Here is a 21389-nt window from a genome sequence, read left to right on the forward strand (position 1 = left end):
GGTTTATGTTTTCATAGCCTATCATATCTATTGTAATACATTTCTGTCTAGTTAGTGAACTTCCATGCAGTTTTATCTTTATCGAATATACCTCGATACGATATGAAGGTTTTTATGTTAAAATAATGATACCTATTCTAGGGGGCATGATACGTATGTTCAGCTATGTAATTGATAATCAAATCAAGCTTCGTCAACTAAAGCTAAAAGACGCCAAAAATATGTTTAATGTCGTAGATGAATCACGTGATTATTTACGAGAATGGCTACCGTGGGTGGATACCACCAAGAAAGCGGAGGACTGTCTTGCATTTATTGATCAATCGATTCGAAATGCAGAGAATCAACGAGCTTTAACACTTGGTATATTTGTTGAAAAAAAGTTTGCAGGATTAGTGGGGTTTAATTACTTTGACTGGCATAATAAAATTGCTCCTATCGGTTATTGGTTAGCACCTCAATATCAAGGAAACGGTATTATGACAACATCGGTTCGTTCATTGATTGATATCGGTTTTCATGAAATTGGCTTAAACCGTATCGAAATTCGAGCAGCTGTACAAAATCAAAAAAGCCGCTCTATACCAGAACGACTTGACTTCAAAGAAGAAGGGCTCATTCGCCAAGGAGAATGGCTATATGATCATTATGTTGATTTAATCATGTACGGAAAGCTAGCTAGCGAATGGTATCGCTTTAGGTAGATTCTGAAAAATTATCTTGATGTCTCTTTAAATTGTATATCTGTTATTTTTTCGGTATTGGTATTAAAATGAATATCAATAATAACACCAAATTCTTTCGTCTTTCCTTCAAGCCATAGTTTGAACGTTTCTATGGTCTCTTGTTCGTTCGTTTTTCTACCAACATGTAAATAATCCACTACTTTATCTTCCGGATATTTAGCTTTTACTTCTTGTACGGCTATTCGACCCCACTTGGCATAGGCAGGCTCTGGTGGAGTGTCATTCCCCGGTGCACCAAGCGCGCTTATTGGCATTATCATAAATAAAACCAACACCATGGAAAAACATAAAAATAACTGCGTTTTACCTTTCATTTTTATATACACCTCCTAGTAGTTCATCTCTTTAAATTGCATTCATATCTATAGCATTTCTCATCCTACTGAAAATTATGTTTGAAGAATAAAGTATCTTTTTTTATTCCCCGGGAAATATCGACAAGTGTTTTAAAGTGTTCCATACCGTCTTCTGTGTTTATGCGTTAGAATCATAAAACTGGGAAATCATGAACTCGACGCATTTAAAAAAATGCCGACATAACGTCGACATTTTTCTATTTTAGTGCGTATTCAAAAAGAGATTATAACCTTTTATTTCTTCATTTGCACATCATGTAAATGCGCGAATAATCCGCGTTTTTGCAACAAGTCTTCATGCGACCCTTCTTCTTCAATCCCATTTTTGGTTACGACCATGATTCGGTCTGCTTCTTTTATGGTTGCAAGTCGATGGGCGATTACTATTGTTGTACGACTCTCAGCAAGTTCGTTTAACGCTGTTTGGATGATCATTTCTGTCTCTGTATCCAATGCAGAAGTCGCTTCATCTAAAATTAAAATTGGTGGGTTCTTCAAGAACATACGCGCTATCGCAATACGCTGTTTTTGTCCACCTGACAGTTTTAATCCTCGTTCGCCAACTTGGGTTTCATATCCATTTGGAAGTTCGTTAATAAAGTCCTCCATATGTGCACGTTTTGCAGCAAGTTCGATTTCCTCATTCGTCGCATCTAATTTCCCGTACGCTATATTTTCACGTAATGTTCCTGTGAACAGAAATACGTCTTGCTGTACAACACCGATTTGACTACGTAACGATTCTTTGGTCATATCTCGAATATCAATACCATCAATGGTAATCGATCCTTCTGTCACATCATAAAAACGTGGAATCAGTGCTGATATCGTTGTTTTACCCGCACCAGACGGACCAACAAATGCAACAGTTTCACCTGGTTTTACAGTGAAATTCATATTGTTTAATACAGCACGATGGGATTCTTCATAGCCAAACGTTACATCTTGAAATTGGATATTACCTTTTAATTGATCAACTTCCACAGCATCTTCTTTATCTTGTACATCCGGATTCACTTTCATTAAATCGGTAAACCGTTTAAATCCAGCCATTCCTTTTGGATATAACTCTAATAAAGCAGTAATTTTGTTGATTGGTGTTGTTAAGACATTGACAAATAAAATAAAACTAACTAGTTCCCCAGCTGTCATCAGACCTTGATATGTTAACCACGCACCGATTACTAATACGGATAAGGTCATTAAGCGCATTAGGAAATAAATATTGGAATGTACAATTCCCATTACCTTGTATGCTCCCACTTTCGCTAAGCGGAACTTTTCATTATCATTTTGGAAACGTTCTTTTTCAAACGTCTCATTCGTAAACGATTGTACGACACGAACTCCTGATACCGCATCTTCCACGCGGGCATTCACATCAGCTATATTGCCATACATTTTCTTCCATGCTTTATTCATGCGAATATTTCCATATGTAATCAAGAAGATTAAAATTGGTACTAAGATTAAGATGATCATTGCCAATAATGGATTTATCGTAAACATAATAATAAAAGCACCGATAAACGTCATAATTGAAATAAAGAAGTCCTCAGGCCCATGGTGAGCGAGCTCCCCTAGATCAAATAAATCATTCGTAATACGACTCATTATATGGCCGGTTTTTGTATTATCGAAAAATCGGAATGATTGTCGCTGAACTTGATAAAATAAGTCTCTTCGCATATCTGTTTCTATATTAATACCAAGCTTATGTCCTAAATAAGCAACGACATATTGTAAATACGTACTTATGATATATACCACCAATAACAGGATAGCTACCGTTACTATTGCATCCCAATCCTCTCCAGGCAATAGTCGATCAATAAACCATTGTACTGCAACTGGAAAAGCAAGCTCTAACAATGCAACAAATACTGCAGCTGAAAAATCTATAATAAATAAGCGCTTATGTGGCTTATAATAGGAAAAAAACCATTTTAGCATTTCTACGCACTCCCCTCTTTTAGACACCTAAATGAAATTATATAGTTTATTTCAATTCGTGACAATATACTTATTCGACAATATTTATTTTCTTCATCATTGCTTGGCAAGTTTGTTAAACACTAAAAATTATCATTTGTCTCATTAATTAAAAAGTATTACCATTAATACCATCACAGTTTGTCGTAGTACGAATTAAACGGAGGAGATATAATATGACCAACCTTCAAGCTCGAATTGAAGAACACATTGATGCGATTAGTAAATTCACAGCAACACCAGGTCAAGGAACAACGAGGCTCACTTATAGCAAGCAAGATAAACAAGCACGTAAATATATTAAAGAAAAAATGGCGGAATACGATTTAGAGGTAAGTGAAGATGGATTCGGAAACATTTTCGGAAAATTAGAAGGCACGATAAAAGATGCTCCCAGTATTCTAATCGGTTCTCATTTTGATTCCGTACCAAATGGTGGTTCGTATGATGGCCCGGCAGGAGTCGTAGCCGGACTAGAAGTAGCTGCTTTATTTAACCAAAACAACCTAAAACCTAAATATCCTTTAGAAGTCATTGCTCTTATTGAAGAAGAAGGTTCACGATTTGGTGGTGGATTAATGGGGTCAAGAGGTATGACCGGGTTACTTCGTGAAGAAGATTTTAAAAATCTCACAGATTATAACGGTATCACTACGATAGAAGCAATGAGAGAAATCGGACTCGATCCCTCACTTCCAAAAAAGAGAGATTCAGAAACAATCAAGAGCTATCTAGAATTGCATATTGAACAAGGGCCCATTTTAGAAGATAAAAAAATCCCAATCGGTGTAGTAGAAACCATTGTCGGTCTAACTCAATTTGAAATTACGGTGGAAGGCCAAGCTGGACATGCTGGCACAACACCAATGGATCACCGTTCAGATGCATTAGTCACTGCAGCACAAATGATTGCTCAAATTCCTTCCCTCGCTGTAGAAGAAGGAGAAGGTACAGTCGCTACTACAGGAAAATTAAATGTTTTTCCGAATGGTTCCAATGTAATTCCTAGCAAGACCGTCTTCACCGTAGATATCCGCTCCGGCAAAGAAGAACATATCCAGCATGTCATTGATAAATTGCACGAAATGGCAAACTCCTATAATAGAGATGGGATAAAGATTACGATTAGTCAGCAATTATATATGGAGCCTAAAGCAATGAATCCTGATATTATCGCTTTGCTAAAAGAAACAAGCAGTAGTTTTGATATCCCATATTGTTCTATGAATAGTGGGGCTGGTCATGACGCAATGGTTTTAGCTGAAGTTACAGATGTCGGTATGCTTTTTATCCCTAGTAAAGATGGAGTAAGCCATACTCCAGAAGAATGGTCCGATTCACTCGATATTGCCAAAGCTGTTGAAATTTTATTTGCAGCTGCCAAGAAATTAACAGAAGTTGAGGAGATCGATAAATAATAAAGGTATAGTTAGAAGATAAGTAGATAAGTAGATAATCTCTACACTTGATCACATCCGTAACCATAAACTTATTCGGGACAGAGGAAACTTTCTTCACAACTGCTTGGCAAGTTTGTCCACAACCTTGCATACAGTAAAATAAGAAGGGAGGTTATACTTTTGTTACCGAATAAGTTTATTTGTTATGTATTGGGGTATGTATTTATAATATCTGGACTAATAAAATTAATCGATCCATCGAGAAGAGGAATGTTCCATGAGTTAGCACTACCCTTTCCGGAGACCCTTTTCTTTCTTGTCGCTATGGTAGAATTTCTAGCAGGCATGTTATTAGTCAGCCGGATGTACCTTCATCTAGCTATCCCACCACTTATATTTATCATGATTGGCGCACTATTCTTTGCAAAAATCCCGATCCTCTGGACAGAAGGTTTATTATCTTTCTTATTTGCTTCACGATTAGACATTGTTTTATTGGTTTTACTAATATTACTTTGGCAACATGTAGGCAAATGGAAGAAAGTATAGATTTTACGCACATGCATATGTGGAAAACATCTGCATAAGTGTAAAAATCTGTTTATATCCTCCAAATCACTCTAAGTTATCCACATTTTTATACACATATGCACAAACGTTCGTAGTTATTTTGTGTCCGAACATATTTTCTACACCAAATATAGATTTTCGATAAAAAGTTATCCCCGTATTGTGAATAAGTTTTAATTTCTGTGGATAAGTTATCGGGATTTTGTATTCTACACTATTGTTGATAACAAAAAATGGACTTTTTCCTTTCGATGTCGAAGAATTGAAGAAGAATACATGTATGGTTGAAAGGAAGGATATTTGTTTGAAAATGTATAGTTTAAATAAGCAATACGGTCAGCCTATTAGCCAATTTGAATCGAATTTTATGATGAATCGAATCATTCAGACAGATCAAGAGGTAAGAATTGGATGCATGCACTTAGATCATAACGGTATCATTGGATATCACCAAGCTTCCGTAGACCAACTACTTCTTATTGTAAACGGAGATGAATCGGTCCGAACTTCAGATTCAGATCAACTTCCTATTCAAGCTGGACAAGCTGTCTTCTGGAAAAAAGGCGAGTGGCACGAAACAAAGACAACAACTGGTTTAACTGCTATCGTTATTGAAAGCTCTTCCCTAAATCCTGATCGATTCTTAACAGCACTATCCATAAAATAATAGTTATCCACAGATTTATCCACATAACAGGCGCTTACCTTGGGAGTATATCCTTTGAAGATTCTCTTGGAACGAATTCCAATGCTTCAATTACTTCCCTAGATAAGCGCCAATTTTATATTATTTAAGTTTCAAGCTTATTATTGACTTCCCAATGTGATGGTCGTATTCATTTGACGCCCATCTCGATAAATCGTCAGCTCTACTTCGTCACCAATTTCTTTTTCTTGATATAATATTTTTCTCAAATCAATCATGTTATGAATTGGCTCTCCATCCATTTCAACGATAACATCTAATTCTTGTAAGCCTGCTTTATCTGCTGGAGATAATCGTTCTACTGTCCATACGTAGACTCCACCCGTAACTTCTTGTGGTAAATTTAATGAATTTCTCCACTCATATTGTGGAAGCTCTTCTAAAGAGTAAATTTCTACCCCTAAATATGGACGGGTTACTTCCCCTGTTGTTTCAAGCTCTTCAATGACAGGAAGCGCACTATCGATAGGGATGGCAAAACCAATACCTTCCACAGCGTCTTCATTTATTTTCATCGAGTTAATCCCGATTAGATGTCCATTAATATTTATTAGTGCTCCTCCGCTATTACCAGGATTAATTGCTGCATCTGTCTGAATAACTTCTGCTTGCCAATCCGCACGTCCATCCATATCAAAATCCATTGGAATGGTACGTTCCTTACCACTTATAACACCTTGTGTTACTGTACTCGAAAGATATAAACCAAGAGGATTTCCAATAGCGATTGCTGGCTCACCTACTTTTATTGTCGATGATGTCCCCATTTCAATCACTGTATCTACTTCCGATCCATCCATTCTTAGAACGGCTAAATCCGTAAATATATCGCTTCCGATAATTTCCGCTTCAATATGTGTTTCATCATGCATGACTACTTCTACAGTGTCTGCTCCCTCAATAACATGATGATTTGTAACGACGTAAGCTGTATCCCCTTCAAGCTTGTAAATGACGCCTGAACCGGTACCTGCTTCAACGCCTTCCTCTTGTGACCAGAAATCATTCCCACGTTGTAAATTCGTAATCCCCACTACTGCCGGCGTTACTTCACTAACAACGTCAGTCAGTTGCGTGGATACGTCTACTTGTAAAGGTTGAACATTTGGTGATGATTCTATTTCTGGGCTAGTTTGGTCCGTAGAGGTCGCTTGATTCGTATCCCGACCATCTTCGTGATTCAAAAAAATATCAGGGACAACAACTAACATCACGATCCCACCGAGTATAATACCTGTTAATAATGGAACGATCCAGGTACTTTTTCGTTTCTTTTTTCTGTAAGATTGGTCATAATATCCCATATATCGATCTCCTTATCGGTTTCTATACCTAAGTATTCCCTAAAGATCGTAAAACATAAACCCTCATAATCCCAATTCACTACCTTAACCAACTTCGTAAAGAGGGGTTGCAAGTCTTGGATCGGTGTGATGCAATTCTACCTGCATTCCTCGTTCATCCAGCACTTGTTTTACCGACATATGAGCAAGATCTTTCATATTATTATCTAAACTTAAATGAGCTAAATAAATTCGCTTCGTACGATTCGATATGATATCGGTTAATGCAAGACCACAATCCTCATTGGAGACGTGACCCGAATCTCCCAGAATTCGTCTTTTAACACTCCACGGATACGGTCCCATTCGAAGCATACCTACGTCATGGTTTGCTTCAAATATATATGCATCGGCATCTTCCACAGTTTTCTTAATTCGCTCCGATACATAGCCTAAATCCGTAACAAGCGCTACTTTTTTCCCATCATGCCGGAATGTATAAAACATCGGTTCCGCCGCATCATGGGATACACCAAACGACTCCACCTCCAAATCTCCAAAACTGCGAACAGATTCCATATCAAAGGTAAATTTCTGATCAAGCGGAATTTTACCGATCGATTGATCCATCGCATTCCATGTTTTTTCATTTGCGTAGATTGGTAGTTGATATTTACGTGCTACAATTCCTAATCCCTTTATATGATCACTATGCTCGTGCGTCACAAGAATACCATCTAATTGTTTCGGGTCGACCTGAATACTTTGAAACAACTCGTCTATCTTTTTACCACTTAATCCTGCGTCAACTAGCATCTTTTGCTGCTCTGTTTCTATATAAAATGCGTTCCCTGTACTGCCTGAGGCTAGTACACTAAAACGTAGGGTCATTCAACTTCACTCCCGATTTCCTCCAGCTTTCCTTCCATCAATTGTATGATGTTTTCTCTTATTTCATTTTCTTCATTTAATCGTCTTGCTTGCACTAAAATATTTTCATTAATGGTATCTGTAAAAAATTGCGTATAGTCGCCTGGGTAAATAATACCTTCAAAACCATTAACAAAATAATCAACCGCATCATCGATTGTCACTTTCCACGTTGGTGCAAAGACAATTTCTCCACCATCTTCAGGTTCAATACGAGAATAATATCCTATATCTATATCACTGACTTCCTGATCTTGTCTGAGGTAACCATTACTTCCCCTTAACAAATAGCCAATAGCCGTTTTCGGAGTCACTATCGATCTATCTCCTTGTTTATCCGCATCCCCAAGCATGGTTTGCGTATAATGTGTGATCTCATTATCATCATTTAAATAAAAGAGAAGTATTGCCTGCTGATTAAGAAATATTGGTGCGCCTTCTTTTGTTTGAAAGTAAGCAATAACATTTAATTCTTTATTCCATGTACCATAGGTATACTGGCCGGCTTGCATAACATATGGTGCAATGATACTTTGAAGCATTTCACTTTCTGTACCTTCTTCTGGCATCTCAATAGGTTCCTCAAATTGTGCAAATAGAAGCGTATTATCTATGCTTGTAGTCACTTGTAATCCATCTATACCATTTAAATCTTCTACTTCAGCTGATTCAAATAGGCGTTGAGCCACGGATAGATAGCGAAAATCAGGAACTTCTCTATTAAGGACAGCATCGTCAATTTGAATATTTTCTGATTCCAATTGTTCATCTAACGTCTGATTATCGTTGCTCAAAGATGGAAGGTCATTCTGATCTTGACGTTGAACGAATTGGAAAAGCAAATAAATATTTAAGACAAGGAAACTGAGGATAAAAAGTGTTTTAATATGAGACCATTGCATCCTCAATCCCCTCCTTTAGCAGCTGCACCAGGCTGATAATACGGTACAGCTGACCAATTATTATTTATTTTCATAAACCATTCTGGTTCCATTGATACGTAGTCCCCGTTATCATCGGTCTCCACTTGAATCTTATAACCCACTTTTAAATCATTCACGCTATCCATATCAATTTCATTATCCACCAATTCCTCTAATATCTCTTCTCCGCTTCGCATTTCTTTTTTTGTTTTTCGAATAATATCTGTCGTGTCGAGATAAATAGCTGGCCGTTTATACTCTAATAAATGTTGATTACTATGCGTTTGTTTTATCGTTGAGATATCTGATGATGAGCCTTGGAATACGGGATGTCCATCATAATACATTTGATACGTAATCGTATTATTATCGATATTCATTAATCGAAAATCCTCGGTGAAACCAGAATGCCCGTTAATGTTCTGTATACTATTCTCAATCAAATTCAAGTCTGATATCGCTTCTGGCTGTTCTAAATAAATATACTCCATTACATTACGTTCAATCGTCAATTGCCGCACATCTGTGGCATATAAGTAGCCATTTCCCGGTGTCGCCGATCCTCTTATTCCAGAAGTATTTTCAAATAACATTTCTTGAAGTACTGATTTGTTCATCTGCGTAAAGAAAATCGATATTGGCTGCATCGCAGGTACTTCTCTCGGAATATAAAAATCATTTTCGGTACCCTCAATTAACGTCATTCTTTGATAGTCTTCCGATTGCAACCTATTCATCTCATCCCACACTTCTTCATACCTCGCCGTACTCGTTACTTCCGCCACTACTTTTTCTCGTCCATCAATAGAAATGAATTCTAATTGTAATGACTTCGAATTAGGCTCAAACGTAATATAGAATCGATCAATCGAGAAAGTAGGGAATGGTGCTGCTTCGTCTTCTAATTGCAGAATACGATCAAATAATAAGAATGGTACTTCCTGTGGAAAGATGACCTCAATCTCATAATTAGATGGTGTTCTTTCTTCTTCTGCTGGCAATCTTTCCATTTCCGTTATGCGTAGTTCCTGCAAACTATTATAAAATTGTTCCTTCAAATTAGGGGTAGCATGCGTATAATAATTTCCTTCTTGTTTAAATATGATCTCAGAAGGCATAACAATATCATCTACAGACTTTTCTACTCCATTTAAAGCTCCTTCTACAGATCGTTCACTCAAAGGGTCATAGTCAGCTTGATAATTCCACATACCGAACGTCAGAATCATACTTGTCCCAATTAAAACGACTAAAAGTAATGATTTAGCAGTCTCTAATTTCATCTGACATCCCCCCGCTTCGAGCTCATCAGTGGTAATGTGAATAGAATTGTTGTGCCTTTCCCTTCACTACTCTGAGCCCATATCTGACCATGATGTGCTTCAACCAATTCTTTCGTAATCGCTAGTCCTAAACCGGTACCTCCAAGTTTTCGGTTTCTAGCTTTATCTACACGATAAAACCTTTCAAATATTTTATCTAATTTATCGTAAGCAATCCCCATTCCTTGGTCTTGTATGCTTACTAATAAATAATGACGTCTAATATCTAATTTAACCCTAATCTTCCCGCCGTCTGGGGAATACTTAATGGCATTCGTTATGACATTATCCAATACTTGTGTAATCTTGTCCCGGTCCATCCAAACATATGCTTTGGTATTCGGGATATTTTTTTCCATATGAATGGATTCTGGCTTATTCATTTCATAGCGATCTAATACTTGGTATAAATAACTTGTAAACTCTTCTCGTTGTTTATGCATAGGAAGTTCATCCGAATCCATCTTGGACAATTGAAGTAAATCATTAACCATACGAATCATACGGTTCGTCTCTTTTTGAGTCACATCTAAAAATCGCGGTGCAATTTCTTTGTTTTCCCAAGCTCCATCCGACAATGCCTCTAAATAACTCTTCATCGTAGTTAATGGTGTTCTCAGCTCATGTGATACATTGGAAACAAAGTCACGACGTTCTTGTTCCATTTTCTGTTGTTCGGTAACATCACTAATAACGGTAATAAATCCTGTTACTTCTTCTTCTTCATCAACCACTGTTGAAAAATTGGCTCGAATAAGGAATGGTGTATCCTCATTACTAAAATCAATAATCATGGAACCATTACTATGCAATTCACTTAGGTCAATTTCTTTTCCTTCTAAGTGCAAGACGTCAATAACAGAATCTCCTATTAAATCTTCTGGGTTTTCACCAATTAACTTAGCAGCTGCATCGTTCATTAATGTAACAGAGCCATCGTTATCTGTTGCAATGACCCCATCCGACATGTTCGCTAGTATCGAACTGAGCTTTCGTCGCTCTTCTTCAATGGTGGCATAGGAATGCTTCAGCCTACTATTGAGATCATTAAACGTCTCTGCTAGTTGCCCGATTTCATCTCTACCATATACATTTACTTTCTGTGTAAAATCTCCATTTGCCATTATTAAAGCTTGTTCTCGCATCTCCATAATAGGTTTTGTGATTGTACGTGCTACCAAAATCCCAATAATAGCTGAAATCGTAATAGCGAGAATAGAACCTTGGAGGAAGATATTATTGATATCCTCAATTTGGCCATACACTTCTTCTAAGGAAGATTTATAAAAGATTGCCCCGACAGCCATATTATCCTCACCTAATATTGGCTTGACATACACATAAACTCTACTGTCGGTATCTTTTTCATAGAATATACTATCATCCGTAGAGTTAAAAAGAAGCGCATCACGAACCATTGGATGCGCAAGCTTTTGACCAATTTGGTTCTGGTCATCCAATACATTTGTTCCTCGTACTCTACTTTGATTATCCACAACATTGATGGTCGTCGAAGCATTTCCTCTATTTATATCGTTAATAATCCGTCGAATCTCTTCCTCTAATGACTCGATAGTTCCACTTTCCTCGGATCGATCTCTGGCAAATGCTTGCTCTAGATTATGACTGAGCATTTCTACACGTTCGCCAACCGTAGTCTTGAAATTTCTTGTTAATTCTTCATTTAAGCGATCCGTAAAGAAGGATCCTATCACTTGCACAGCTATAATCAAGAGTAAAATATAAATAATTATAAATTTTAACTGTATCGATCGAAAGAATCCTACTTTATTCATATACAACTACTCCTGCTCAGGATTACGTAAATAATAGCCCACACCTCTTCGGGTCACAATCCATAAAGGATTACTTGGGTTTTCTTCAATTTTTTCACGAAGACGACGGACAGTCACATCAACTGTACGCACATCACCGAAATAATCATATCCCCATACGGTTTCTAATAGATGTTCTCTTGTCATTACTTGTCCTATATGACGCGCCAGATAATGTAGAAGCTCGAACTCACGATGGGTAAGCTCAATTTCTTCGCCTTTTCGCGATACAACATACGCATCAGGGTGTACGATAAGATCACCAATAACGATGTCTTTGGTTGTTTTCACTGTTTCATCAGGTACTTGTTCACGACGTAAATTCGCCTTAACACGTGCAATAAGCTCTCGATTACTAAATGGCTTTGTTACGTAATCATCCGCACCAAGCTCCAGTCCTAATACTTTATCGATTTCTGCATCTTTTGCTGTAAGCATGATTACAGGTATGTTTTGTGTTTTTCTTACTTCTCTTAATACTTCATTCCCGTCTTTTCCCGGAAGCATAATATCTAACAGAATTAGGTTCGGTTTTTCACTTTCTGCTAATTCTATTGCTGTATCTCCATCATTCGCTACGACAACTTGGTAGCCTTCTTTTTCTAAGTTAAATTGTAATATATCTGCAATTGGCTGCTCATCATCTACTACTAGTATTTTTTGACTCATTTTAGCCACATCCTTTTCATCCAAAAGTTACACAAACTTTTCTTCTATTTTAACGCAAAATGACATTAATGTCTTGTCCACTGAATAATAATTTGTCTTTTACAAAATGTCCCATTATTTTCTTGCCAATCATCATGCGTTTTTTCATTAAAATGCTTCATCTAGTTAACTTATTATCATTGTTTCACGTGTAACAAATGTAAATGAAGTATACTCAAAAAGAAGCTATAACCAATACAACTAGATTGGCTACAGCTTCTTAAGTGATCTTTGTTAAATCGTTTTGTTTATTCTATTATGGACGATACACGCTACGTACAACATTTGTTTGAGAACGATCTGGTCCAACAGAGAAAATAGATAACGGAATCTCTGTTAATTGAGATACTCTTTCCAAATAGTGACGTGCATTCTCCGGAAGATCGTCTAAGCTCTTCGCTCCTGTAATATCTTCTTGCCAACCTGGCATTTCTTCATATACCGGTTCACATTCTGCAAGGACTTTTAAGCTTGCTGGGAACTCTTTCATGATTTCCCCTTTATAACGATAGGCAACACAGATTTTCAGTGTTTCAATACCTGTTAATACGTCAATAGAGTTTAAAGATAAGTCCGTTATACCACTTACTCGACGAGCATGACGAACAACAACACTATCAAACCAACCAACACGACGAGCGCGTCCAGTCGTAGTACCATATTCACGTCCAACTTCACGAATTTGATTACCGATCTCATCATGAAGCTCAGTCGGGAATGGTCCATCTCCTACACGAGTTGTATATGCTTTGGATACACCAACGACGTGATTAATTTTTGTAGGTCCTACTCCAGATCCAATCGTTACTCCACCAGCAATTGGGTTGGAGGAAGTAACAAACGGATATGTTCCTTGGTCAATATCTAGCATAACGCCTTGTGCACCTTCAAATAACACACGCTTACCTTCATCAATCGCATCATTTAATACTACCGAAGTATCCGTTACGTAAGGTGCCATCTTCTGGCCATACGCATAATATTCATCTAAAATTTCTTCTACTTGAATAGGATCTGCTTCATAAACCTTTTCAAATAGACGATTCTTTTCTTTTAAATTTTGTACTAGTTTTTCACGGAAAGCATCTTTATCCATCAAATCCGCTACACGAATACCGACACGTGCCGCTTTATCCATATATGCAGGGCCAATTCCTTTTTTCGTTGTTCCAATTTTATTTGCACCTTTGTCTTCTTCTTGAAGAATATCCAGTTTCAAATGATATGGAAGGATAACATGAGCACGATTACTTATACGTAGATTATCCGTCGATACATTACGTTCATGAAGATACGCAACTTCTTCAACAAAAGCTTTTGGATCAATTACCATTCCATTACCTAATACGCAAATCTTATCCTCAAAGAAAATACCAGATGGAATCAAATGTAATTTATATGTCACATCATCAAATTTGATTGTATGTCCAGCATTATTACCACCTTGATATCTTGCGACTACTTCTGCATTTTGAGAAAGAAAATCTGTAATCTTCCCTTTCCCTTCATCTCCCCATTGGGTACCTACAACAACTACTGAGGACATAGTGCACCTCCATAATGAATTAATTATATACTTAATTCTCATAGCGACTTATATTCGTATTATTCGTCCACTCTTGGTTCTGAAAAATATATGTGTAAAAGTGGACTTTACAAAATTTACTTCACCATGATAAATTATTTGTCTTTTATTCTAACCAATAGTCATTTTATCAATACCATACGAAATCGTCAATGCAAAATACGAACATTTTCTTGTTTTATATAGTTAATGTACGGAAGATCACCGTATATGTAACATAAAAAAAGGGCCTCTATTACCATATTGATAATAGAAACCCTTTACGACAGTCTTATCTTACTCTACATCTTTTGTCCATTCATCTACTTTATCTTGATTCGCTTCTACCCAATCAGCAGCTGCTTGTTCTGGATCAGCACCTTCACTGATATTAAGCATTACTTCTTCCATCGCTGCAGTATCCCATTGGAAGTTATCAAGTACTGTGTATGCTTCTGGCATATCTTCTTCTAGACCTTCACGAACCATAGTTTCAATGGTTTCAGCGTCACCAAATACGCCTTCTGGATCTTCAAGATATTTTAAGTCATACGCTTGGAATTTCCAGTGTGGAGACCAACCAGTTACAATAATTTCTTCTTCATTGTCAATTGCACTACCTAAAGCAGTAGCCATCGCACCACTAGAAGAAGTCTGAACAGACCAACCATCTAGGTTATCATATGTTTCTACAGCGTCTTCCGATGCGGCAACAACACCTGCACCTGGCTCAATACCAGTAATTGTTTGTCCAGCTTCGTCAGAAAGATCTTCAATAGAATTAACATCCATATATTCAGGAACAACTAGACCAATTTTCGCTCCCTCTAAGTTTACACCTAGACTTTCTACTTGATCGCCATACGATTCATACTGCTCAGCATGAGTATTTGGTAACCATGCTGCAACCATTCCGTCAGCTTCACCATTAGCAACAGCTTCCCACATAATTGCATTATCTAGTGGTGTTAATTCCACTTCATAACCTAAGTCTTCTAGTACTTTACCAATTACGTGTGTAGATGCTACTTCCGTATCCCACTCCACGTATGCTAATTCAATTTCTTTATTTTCTTCAGCAGAATCTCCTTCACCACTATTTTCACCATCGTCACTTCCACAACCTGCTGCAAATAATGATAATGCTAGTCCTGAAATTAGACCTGCACGTTTTAAGCTCCATGTAGCCATAAAAATCTCTCCTTTTAGTATAGATTAGTTATATAGACTCTCGTCATGAAATACATGAAAAGAGGTGACCCACAAGGTTATTCTTTTTCTTTGTTCATATTTTGCGTAATACGATCAATAATAATCGCTAAGATAACAATTCCAATACCTGCTACGAAACCAGGTCCTACAGAAGCACGTTGTAGAGAAGAAAGTACCTGACTTCCTAATCCAGGTGCACCAATCATCGATGCAATTACAACCATGGATAGTGCTAACATTACAGTCTGGTTAATCCCAGCCATAATCGTCGATCTCGCCATTGGTAATTCAACCTTAAATAGTTTTTGAGTTCCTGTACTACCAAATGAATCTGATGCTTCTACAAGATCCTTCGATACTTGACGAATACCTAAATTCGTAAAACGAACGGTTGGTGGTGTTGCAAAGATTAGTGATGCAAACACACCTGGAACCATACCAATTCCGAAGAATGCTACAGCAGGAATTAAGTATACGAATGCTGGCATCGTCTGCATAAAGTCTAGAATTGGTGTGAATATGGTATTCGCTATCTTACTCTTTGACATCAGTATTCCAATCGGAACACCAACGATAACGGATAATAAACTTGCTAATAATACAAGGGTAACGGTAGACATTAGCGCATCCCATAAACCTTGGTTATATACAAACCAAAGACCAACAATCGAAAAGGCCGCTAATCCAAATTTCTTACCCGATACAAAAAATGCAATTACGGCAACAATGAGGATAAATAGTACGGGTGGAATTCCTACAAGTAATTCCTCTGATACATAATCCATAAAATCGCCAAAATATGTCTTCAATGGTTCGAAAATAAATGCAAATTTCTCTTGAATCCATTCTGTTGTTGTTTCTGTCCATTGTGATAATGGTATTTCTGGTACAATATCAAGCATGCTTTCATTACTCATCTGTATTCACCTCTCCATCTCCAGCAAGAGCGGCAAGCACAGCTCCACGAACGATAATACCTTCTAAACGATCATCTTTATCTACCACTGCTAACGGAACAGGTGAATCATAAATCATTGAGAAGATTTCCTGCATAGCAGTATCCGGACTTACTTTTAGGATATCCGTTTTCAAAATGTCTTCGATACTATTGCTTTCTTGTTTTCTTGCTGCTGATGCATCATCCGCAGTTACATACCCTTTTAGACGGCGTTTTCCATCTACGACAAGAATGCTCGAAATACCTTCTTTTCGCATTCTTTCAAGAGCGGCACGCGGACCATGTTTATCTATATTTATTGTTTCTGGACGCTTCATAATATGATGTGCAGTTAGGATTTTAGAGCGATCTACATCTTCTACGAATTTTTCAACATAGTCATTCGCTGGATTCATTAAGATTTCTTCTGGAGAACCAATCTGAACAATTGCACCATCTTTCATTAATGCAATTCGATCTCCTAAGCGTAGTGCTTCATCCAAATCATGTGTAATGAAGATAATGGTCTTCTTCATGGAAGATTGTAAATCAATTAATTCATCCTGCATTTCTTTACGAATTAATGGATCTAGGGCAGAAAATGCCTCGTCCATAAGAAGTACTTTCGGATCATTAGCAAGTGCACGCGCCAACCCAACACGTTGTTGCATACCACCAGATAATTGACCTGGTTTTTGATGAATATAATCACCCAATCCTACTAATTTCAATGCTTCTTCCGCACGTTTATGGCGTTCATGTTTATCTATTTTTTGAACTTCTAATCCAAATTCTGCATTTTGCAAAATTGTTCGATGAGGGAACAATGCAAATTGCTGGAAAACCATTCCTAATTTTTCTCGACGAACTTGACGAAGTTCTTTCTTATCCATTTTCGCTAAGTCTTGTCCTTCGATAAGGATAGAACCCTCACTTGGCTCTATTAAACGATTTAATAAGCGAACTAATGTAGACTTACCACTACCTGAAAGCCCCATAATAACAAATATTTCTCCTTCTTCTACAGAGAAGCTAGCACGGTTCACCCCAACCGTATTGCCAGTTTTTTTAAGGATTTCTTCTTTTGTTAGTCCTTGATCAAGCATTTTTATAGACTGCTTTATATTTTTTCCAAAGATTTTAGATAAATCTTTTGTTTCAACTACTGGCATGGTTTCACCTCTATTTCTTATTTATTTTTGGGTAAATTTACATATTACTAAACGATCATATGTGTGATAAATAAAAATAAATGAATCTTTTGGACTCATTTATTTTTTGTTTCAATATGGATGATACCGTCCATTATGAACGCACTTTCGCTATTATAATACAAATTCTAATTCTCAAACAAATACAAAAAAAGCGCTTCTCTTGTACTAATGTATTAAAATTATATCTGTATCTAACTTAATAAAGACATTCATATTATATCGCCCGAATACTCTTGTATACTTCCCTTCATTTGAAATATGAAACATATTTTTGTAATATAACTGTAATTTTGTTACTTTCTATTAATTTGTATCGGTATTCCGTAATTTTTGCATGCGCCATTTATAAATTGCATATGGTGTAAAAGTCACCGCAAACCCGATAAATAAAATACTAAGTACACCAATTAACATATTCCTCACTATATTCCATTCAATATATACCGAACCGAGAAAAACAAAAAATAATGCAATAAAAATACCAATACTATATTTGCCCAAATAGGAGCTCTCTTTATGAAAACGACTTTGTAATTTTTCTGGATTTCTCTCTAGCCTAGCTACACCAGCAGGAGCATAAAACAAGTGTAAACTATTAGTAGTATCCGCTAATTTCCACCCCGCTATTTCGAATGCATGATAATAGTCATTCGTCGGATTTGGGTGAGAATCGAAATGATATCTTATTGTTGTAGGCTCTACTTCTTCTAATATGTATACAAGGCCGCCCAACATTATTTTCTTAACTTGCCACCCTTCTTTTGCTAAAGATTCAAGTTTGTCGACACTTCGATTCTCAGCAAAAATAAATGGGTTACTTATTATAAATTTAATACGCTTCAATATTTCTTTCCATCTGTTTATCATTTCAACAACCCCTCTATCAATCGTAGTTTTATTAAGATATATGACCTTTATAGTTTCTTATACCCTATTATTATGATTTCTGACTAATCATTTGAGATTTTTAAATCTTTTTATAAAAAAGCCTAGATACCACTTATCGGATATCTAGGCTTCGTTCGATTTTTTCGAATATCATGCACTGCAAATTGATATATTATTTCTACCTCTTATTACGCTCGTGGCTCATTACCTAGCATTTTAAATAATATTTTTTTGAGTTGCACTGCCTCTGCTTCATTTAAATTCGTCTGTTCAATAAACTTAATTGGAATTTTTTCCGCTTGTTTTTCTGCTTGTTTTCCTTGCTCTGTTAAGACGACCTCAACAATACGTTCATCTTCTTTTGACCGCATACGCTGTATAAAGCCATGTTCTTCCATCCGTTTCAGCATTGGTGTCAATGTACCTGAGTCCAACAAAAGTCTTTCACCTAATGCTTTTACAGAGATTCGATCTGTTTCCCATAGAACAAGTAAGACGATATATTGCGGATAAGTAACGTTTAACTCTTCTAACAATGGACGGTATCGCTTTGTCATTTCTCGAGTCGCTGCATATAACGGAAAGCATATTTGATTATCTAGTTTTAATATATCATTTGCCATTATTAATCACTCCTACACTTATTATAACAAGTTCAATAAAATTATAGTAGTTGACGAAACCCAATTAAATTGTGTACAATTTAATTGTTCAAAACTTAAATAACAAAGAGGAGTGTTTGATTATGGGATCAGCATTATACACGGCGTCTTCTACTGCTTCTGGCGGTCGCCAAGGAACAGTGAAGTCATCTGACGGTACATTAGATTTAGCGTTATCTTTACCAAAAGGGTTGGGTGGAAACGAAAAAGAAGGTACTACTAACCCAGAGCAACTCTTCTCCGCAGGCTACGCTGCCTGTTTTGACAGTGCACTGCAAATGGTTGCTGGGCAAGCAAAGAAAAAAATTACTTCTGAGGTAACCGCAGAGGTAAGCATTGAAAAGCAAACTGGCGGCTTTGGTCTGAGCGTGAACTTAATCGCAGAAATAGAAGGTGTAACACAAGAGGAAGCGGAAGATTTAATGGATAAAGCCCATAAAGCTTGCCCTTACTCCCGTGCCATTGAGGGAAATGTAGAAGTTAATAAAAATGCAATTGGAAAATAATTATAGTAAAAACACACCCAAATCCTTCGCGTGATTAGGGTGTGTTTTTCTAGCGTAAATATGATCACGTACTATTTCCAATTTATTATTAAGGAACCTTCAGTTGATTATAAAAAAAGAAGCTGGACAAAAGTATTCATGCAAAAGATAAATCAGAATGATTAGCTTTGAAAAACCACTTCAGAAATATACTGCGCTTATTCTAACTTTCATTCGGCTTTTGACCAGGTTCCGAGCCTCAACTTACACGGATAATTACATCGCTGGAGGGATATCTCCTTCCTGGTATCGATGGTCCAAATCAACGAATTTATTATATTCTTTTACAAAGGCTAGTTCTACCGTTCCTGTTGGGCCATTACGTTGTTTTGCAATTATAATTTCTATAATATTTTGTTTTTCTGTCTCCTGATCATAATAATCATCACGATAAAGGAAGCCTACAATATCTGCATCCTGCTCAATACTTCCAGACTCACGAATATCAGACATCATCGGTCGTTTATCTTGTCGTGATTCTACACCACGAGATAACTGAGAAAGAGCGATAAGAGGGACTTCTAATTCTCTTGCTAATGCTTTTAATGCACGTGAAATCTCAGATACCTCTTGCTGTCGATTCTCTTTCGAACTTCCACTTCCTTGAATCAATTGCAAATAATCGATTAAGATCATACCAAGTCCATGCTCCTGCTTAAGACGACGACATTTAGAACGAATCTCATTCACCCGTACGCCTGGTGTATCATCTATATAAATTCCCGCATTGGATAGGGAGCCCATGGCCATGGTTAGCTTGCCCCAATCATCTGCTTGGAGTTGTCCATTTCGAAGACGTTGTGCATCAATATTCCCTTCTGCACAAAGCATACGTTGCACTAATTGGTCAGCTCCCATCTCAAGACTGAAGATGGCCACATTCTGATCCGTTTTTACTGCAACGTTTTGGGCTACGTTCAGGGCGAATGCCGTCTTACCAACCGAAGGACGAGCAGCAATAATAATTAAATCATTTCGCTGGAAACCAGATGTAATACGATCTAAGTCCTGAAATCCTGTCGGTACTCCGGTTACATCTCCGTTTTGTTGATGCAATTGTTCTATATTATCATACACATCGATTAAGACATCTTTGATATTTTTAAAAGCACCAGAGTTTTTTCTCCCAGACACTTCCAAAATACTTTTCTCTGCGTCATTTAATACATCTTCTACTTCGTCCTCTTTTTCAAACGAAGAGGTCACAATGTCTGTTGCTTTACGAATTAAACTGCGTAAAGTAGACTTCTCTTCTACAATCTTACTATAGTACTCTATATTTGCAGCTGTTGGAACACTTTCTGCTAGCTGGGTTAAATAAGTAACACCACCAGCTTCTTCCAATTGCTTCCGATCATTTAAAAATGTTGTCACTGTTATAACATCAATAGGTTCACCTTTATCGGATAAACTCATCATTGCTGCAAATATTCGCTGGTGACTGGCCCGGTAAAAGTCTTCGGCAATCAACGTCTCTGATGCGGTTACGTAGGCTTGCGGCTCTAAAAAAACCGCACCTAGTACCGATTGCTCTGCTTCGATATTATGTGGCGGCGTACGATCATTCCACGATGCACTCATCGCATTCTCCTCCTA

Annotated in this window: 20 protein-coding genes; 5 read left to right on the forward strand and 15 right to left on the reverse strand. The window is 37.1% G+C overall.

The features are described 5' to 3' along the window. The first annotated feature begins 155 nt into the window (after positions 1–155). Positions 156–704 (forward strand): GNAT family N-acetyltransferase, encoded by a 549-nt coding sequence (locus OB_RS17530; protein WP_011067839.1) that lies wholly within the window; start codon positions 156–158, stop codon positions 702–704. A gap of 11 nt (positions 705–715) precedes the next feature. On the opposite strand, the gene OB_RS17535 is transcribed toward OB_RS17530, so the two are convergent. Next, positions 716–1060 (reverse strand): YqzG/YhdC family protein, encoded by a 345-nt coding sequence (locus tag OB_RS17535; RefSeq protein WP_011067840.1) that lies wholly within the window; start codon positions 1058–1060, stop codon positions 716–718. Positions 1061–1336: 276 nt separating this feature from the next. Continuing rightward, on the reverse strand, positions 1337–3055 hold the full coding sequence (locus OB_RS17540; protein WP_011067841.1) for an ABC transporter ATP-binding protein: 1719 nt from the start codon (positions 3053–3055) through the stop codon (positions 1337–1339). Positions 3056–3270: 215 nt separating this feature from the next. Between OB_RS17540 and OB_RS17545 the strand changes: the two genes are divergently transcribed. The 3 genes from OB_RS17545 (at position 3271) to OB_RS17555 (ending at position 5731) form a co-directional block, all read left to right on the forward strand. Beyond that, positions 3271–4512: a Zn-dependent hydrolase gene (locus OB_RS17545; RefSeq protein ID WP_011067842.1), complete on the forward strand. Its 1242-nt coding sequence runs from the start codon at positions 3271–3273 to the stop codon at positions 4510–4512. A gap of 162 nt (positions 4513–4674) precedes the next feature. Continuing rightward, entirely contained in the window at positions 4675–5043 is a 369-nt protein-coding gene (locus OB_RS17550) for a DoxX family protein (RefSeq protein WP_011067843.1), read from the forward strand. A gap of 325 nt (positions 5044–5368) precedes the next feature. Then, entirely contained in the window at positions 5369–5731 is a 363-nt protein-coding gene (locus tag OB_RS17555; protein WP_011067844.1) for a hypothetical protein, read from the forward strand. A gap of 140 nt (positions 5732–5871) precedes the next feature. Here the strand turns inward: OB_RS17555 and OB_RS17560 are convergent, their stop codons facing one another. From OB_RS17560 to OB_RS17615, 12 genes are all read right to left on the reverse strand, one after another. Then, the gene (locus tag OB_RS17560) at positions 5872–7074 is read right to left on the reverse strand and encodes a S1C family serine protease (RefSeq protein WP_011067845.1); all 1203 of its coding nucleotides are present in this window, start codon (positions 7072–7074) and stop codon (positions 5872–5874) included. Positions 7075–7158: 84 nt separating this feature from the next. Next, positions 7159–7944: an MBL fold metallo-hydrolase gene (locus OB_RS17565; protein ID WP_011067846.1), complete on the reverse strand. Its 786-nt coding sequence runs from the start codon at positions 7942–7944 to the stop codon at positions 7159–7161. Then, a complete protein-coding gene (locus tag OB_RS17570) occupies positions 7941–8885 on the reverse strand; it encodes a two-component system regulatory protein YycI (protein ID WP_011067847.1) in 945 nt (314 codons plus the stop codon). Before OB_RS17570 ends, OB_RS17565 begins: the two co-directional genes overlap by 4 nt. Before the next feature lie 2 nt (positions 8886–8887). Further along, positions 8888–10189, reverse strand: coding sequence for a YycH family regulatory protein (locus OB_RS17575; RefSeq protein WP_011067848.1), 1302 nt, complete (start codon positions 10187–10189; stop codon positions 8888–8890). Then, positions 10186–12024 (reverse strand): cell wall metabolism sensor histidine kinase WalK, encoded by a 1839-nt coding sequence (gene walK, locus OB_RS17580; RefSeq protein WP_011067849.1) that lies wholly within the window; start codon positions 12022–12024, stop codon positions 10186–10188. Before walK ends, OB_RS17575 begins: the two co-directional genes overlap by 4 nt. 6 nt (positions 12025–12030) lie before the next feature. Continuing rightward, complete coding sequence (gene yycF / locus OB_RS17585; protein ID WP_011067850.1) at positions 12031–12732, reverse strand: response regulator YycF; 702 nt, start codon at positions 12730–12732, stop codon at positions 12031–12033. Positions 12733–13027: 295 nt separating this feature from the next. Beyond that, the gene (locus OB_RS17590) at positions 13028–14317 is read right to left on the reverse strand and encodes an adenylosuccinate synthase (RefSeq protein ID WP_011067851.1); all 1290 of its coding nucleotides are present in this window, start codon (positions 14315–14317) and stop codon (positions 13028–13030) included. Positions 14318–14632: 315 nt separating this feature from the next. Next, complete coding sequence (locus OB_RS17595; RefSeq protein ID WP_011067852.1) at positions 14633–15526, reverse strand: glycine betaine ABC transporter substrate-binding protein; 894 nt, start codon at positions 15524–15526, stop codon at positions 14633–14635. Between the two features lie 77 nt (positions 15527–15603). Next, positions 15604–16464 (reverse strand): ABC transporter permease, encoded by an 861-nt coding sequence (locus OB_RS17600; RefSeq protein ID WP_011067853.1) that lies wholly within the window; start codon positions 16462–16464, stop codon positions 15604–15606. Beyond that, positions 16457–17656: a quaternary amine ABC transporter ATP-binding protein gene (locus OB_RS17605; RefSeq protein ID WP_011067854.1), complete on the reverse strand. Its 1200-nt coding sequence runs from the start codon at positions 17654–17656 to the stop codon at positions 16457–16459. The genes OB_RS17600 and OB_RS17605 overlap by 8 nt, the downstream gene beginning before the upstream one ends. Positions 17657–18001: 345 nt before the next feature. Further along, complete coding sequence (locus tag OB_RS17610) at positions 18002–18565, reverse strand: DUF2812 domain-containing protein (protein WP_041544392.1); 564 nt, start codon at positions 18563–18565, stop codon at positions 18002–18004. A 209-nt stretch (positions 18566–18774) separates the two neighbouring features. Next, positions 18775–19209, reverse strand: a complete 435-nt coding sequence (locus OB_RS17615; protein WP_011067856.1) for a MarR family winged helix-turn-helix transcriptional regulator — start codon at positions 19207–19209, stop codon at positions 18775–18777. A 122-nt stretch (positions 19210–19331) separates the two neighbouring features. Here OB_RS17615 and OB_RS17620 point away from each other — a divergent pair, with 122 nt between their 5' ends. Then, entirely contained in the window at positions 19332–19754 is a 423-nt protein-coding gene (locus OB_RS17620; RefSeq protein WP_011067857.1) for an organic hydroperoxide resistance protein, read from the forward strand. 255 nt (positions 19755–20009) lie between these two features. Here the strand turns inward: OB_RS17620 and dnaB are convergent, their stop codons facing one another. Further along, positions 20010–21374: a replicative DNA helicase gene (dnaB, locus tag OB_RS17625; RefSeq protein ID WP_011067858.1), complete on the reverse strand. Its 1365-nt coding sequence runs from the start codon at positions 21372–21374 to the stop codon at positions 20010–20012. Between the last annotated feature and the right edge of the window lie 15 nt (positions 21375–21389).

Origin of the sequence: Oceanobacillus iheyensis HTE831, assembly GCF_000011245.1 — a bacterium.
GTDB lineage: Bacteria > Bacillota > Bacilli > Bacillales > Amphibacillaceae > Oceanobacillus > Oceanobacillus iheyensis.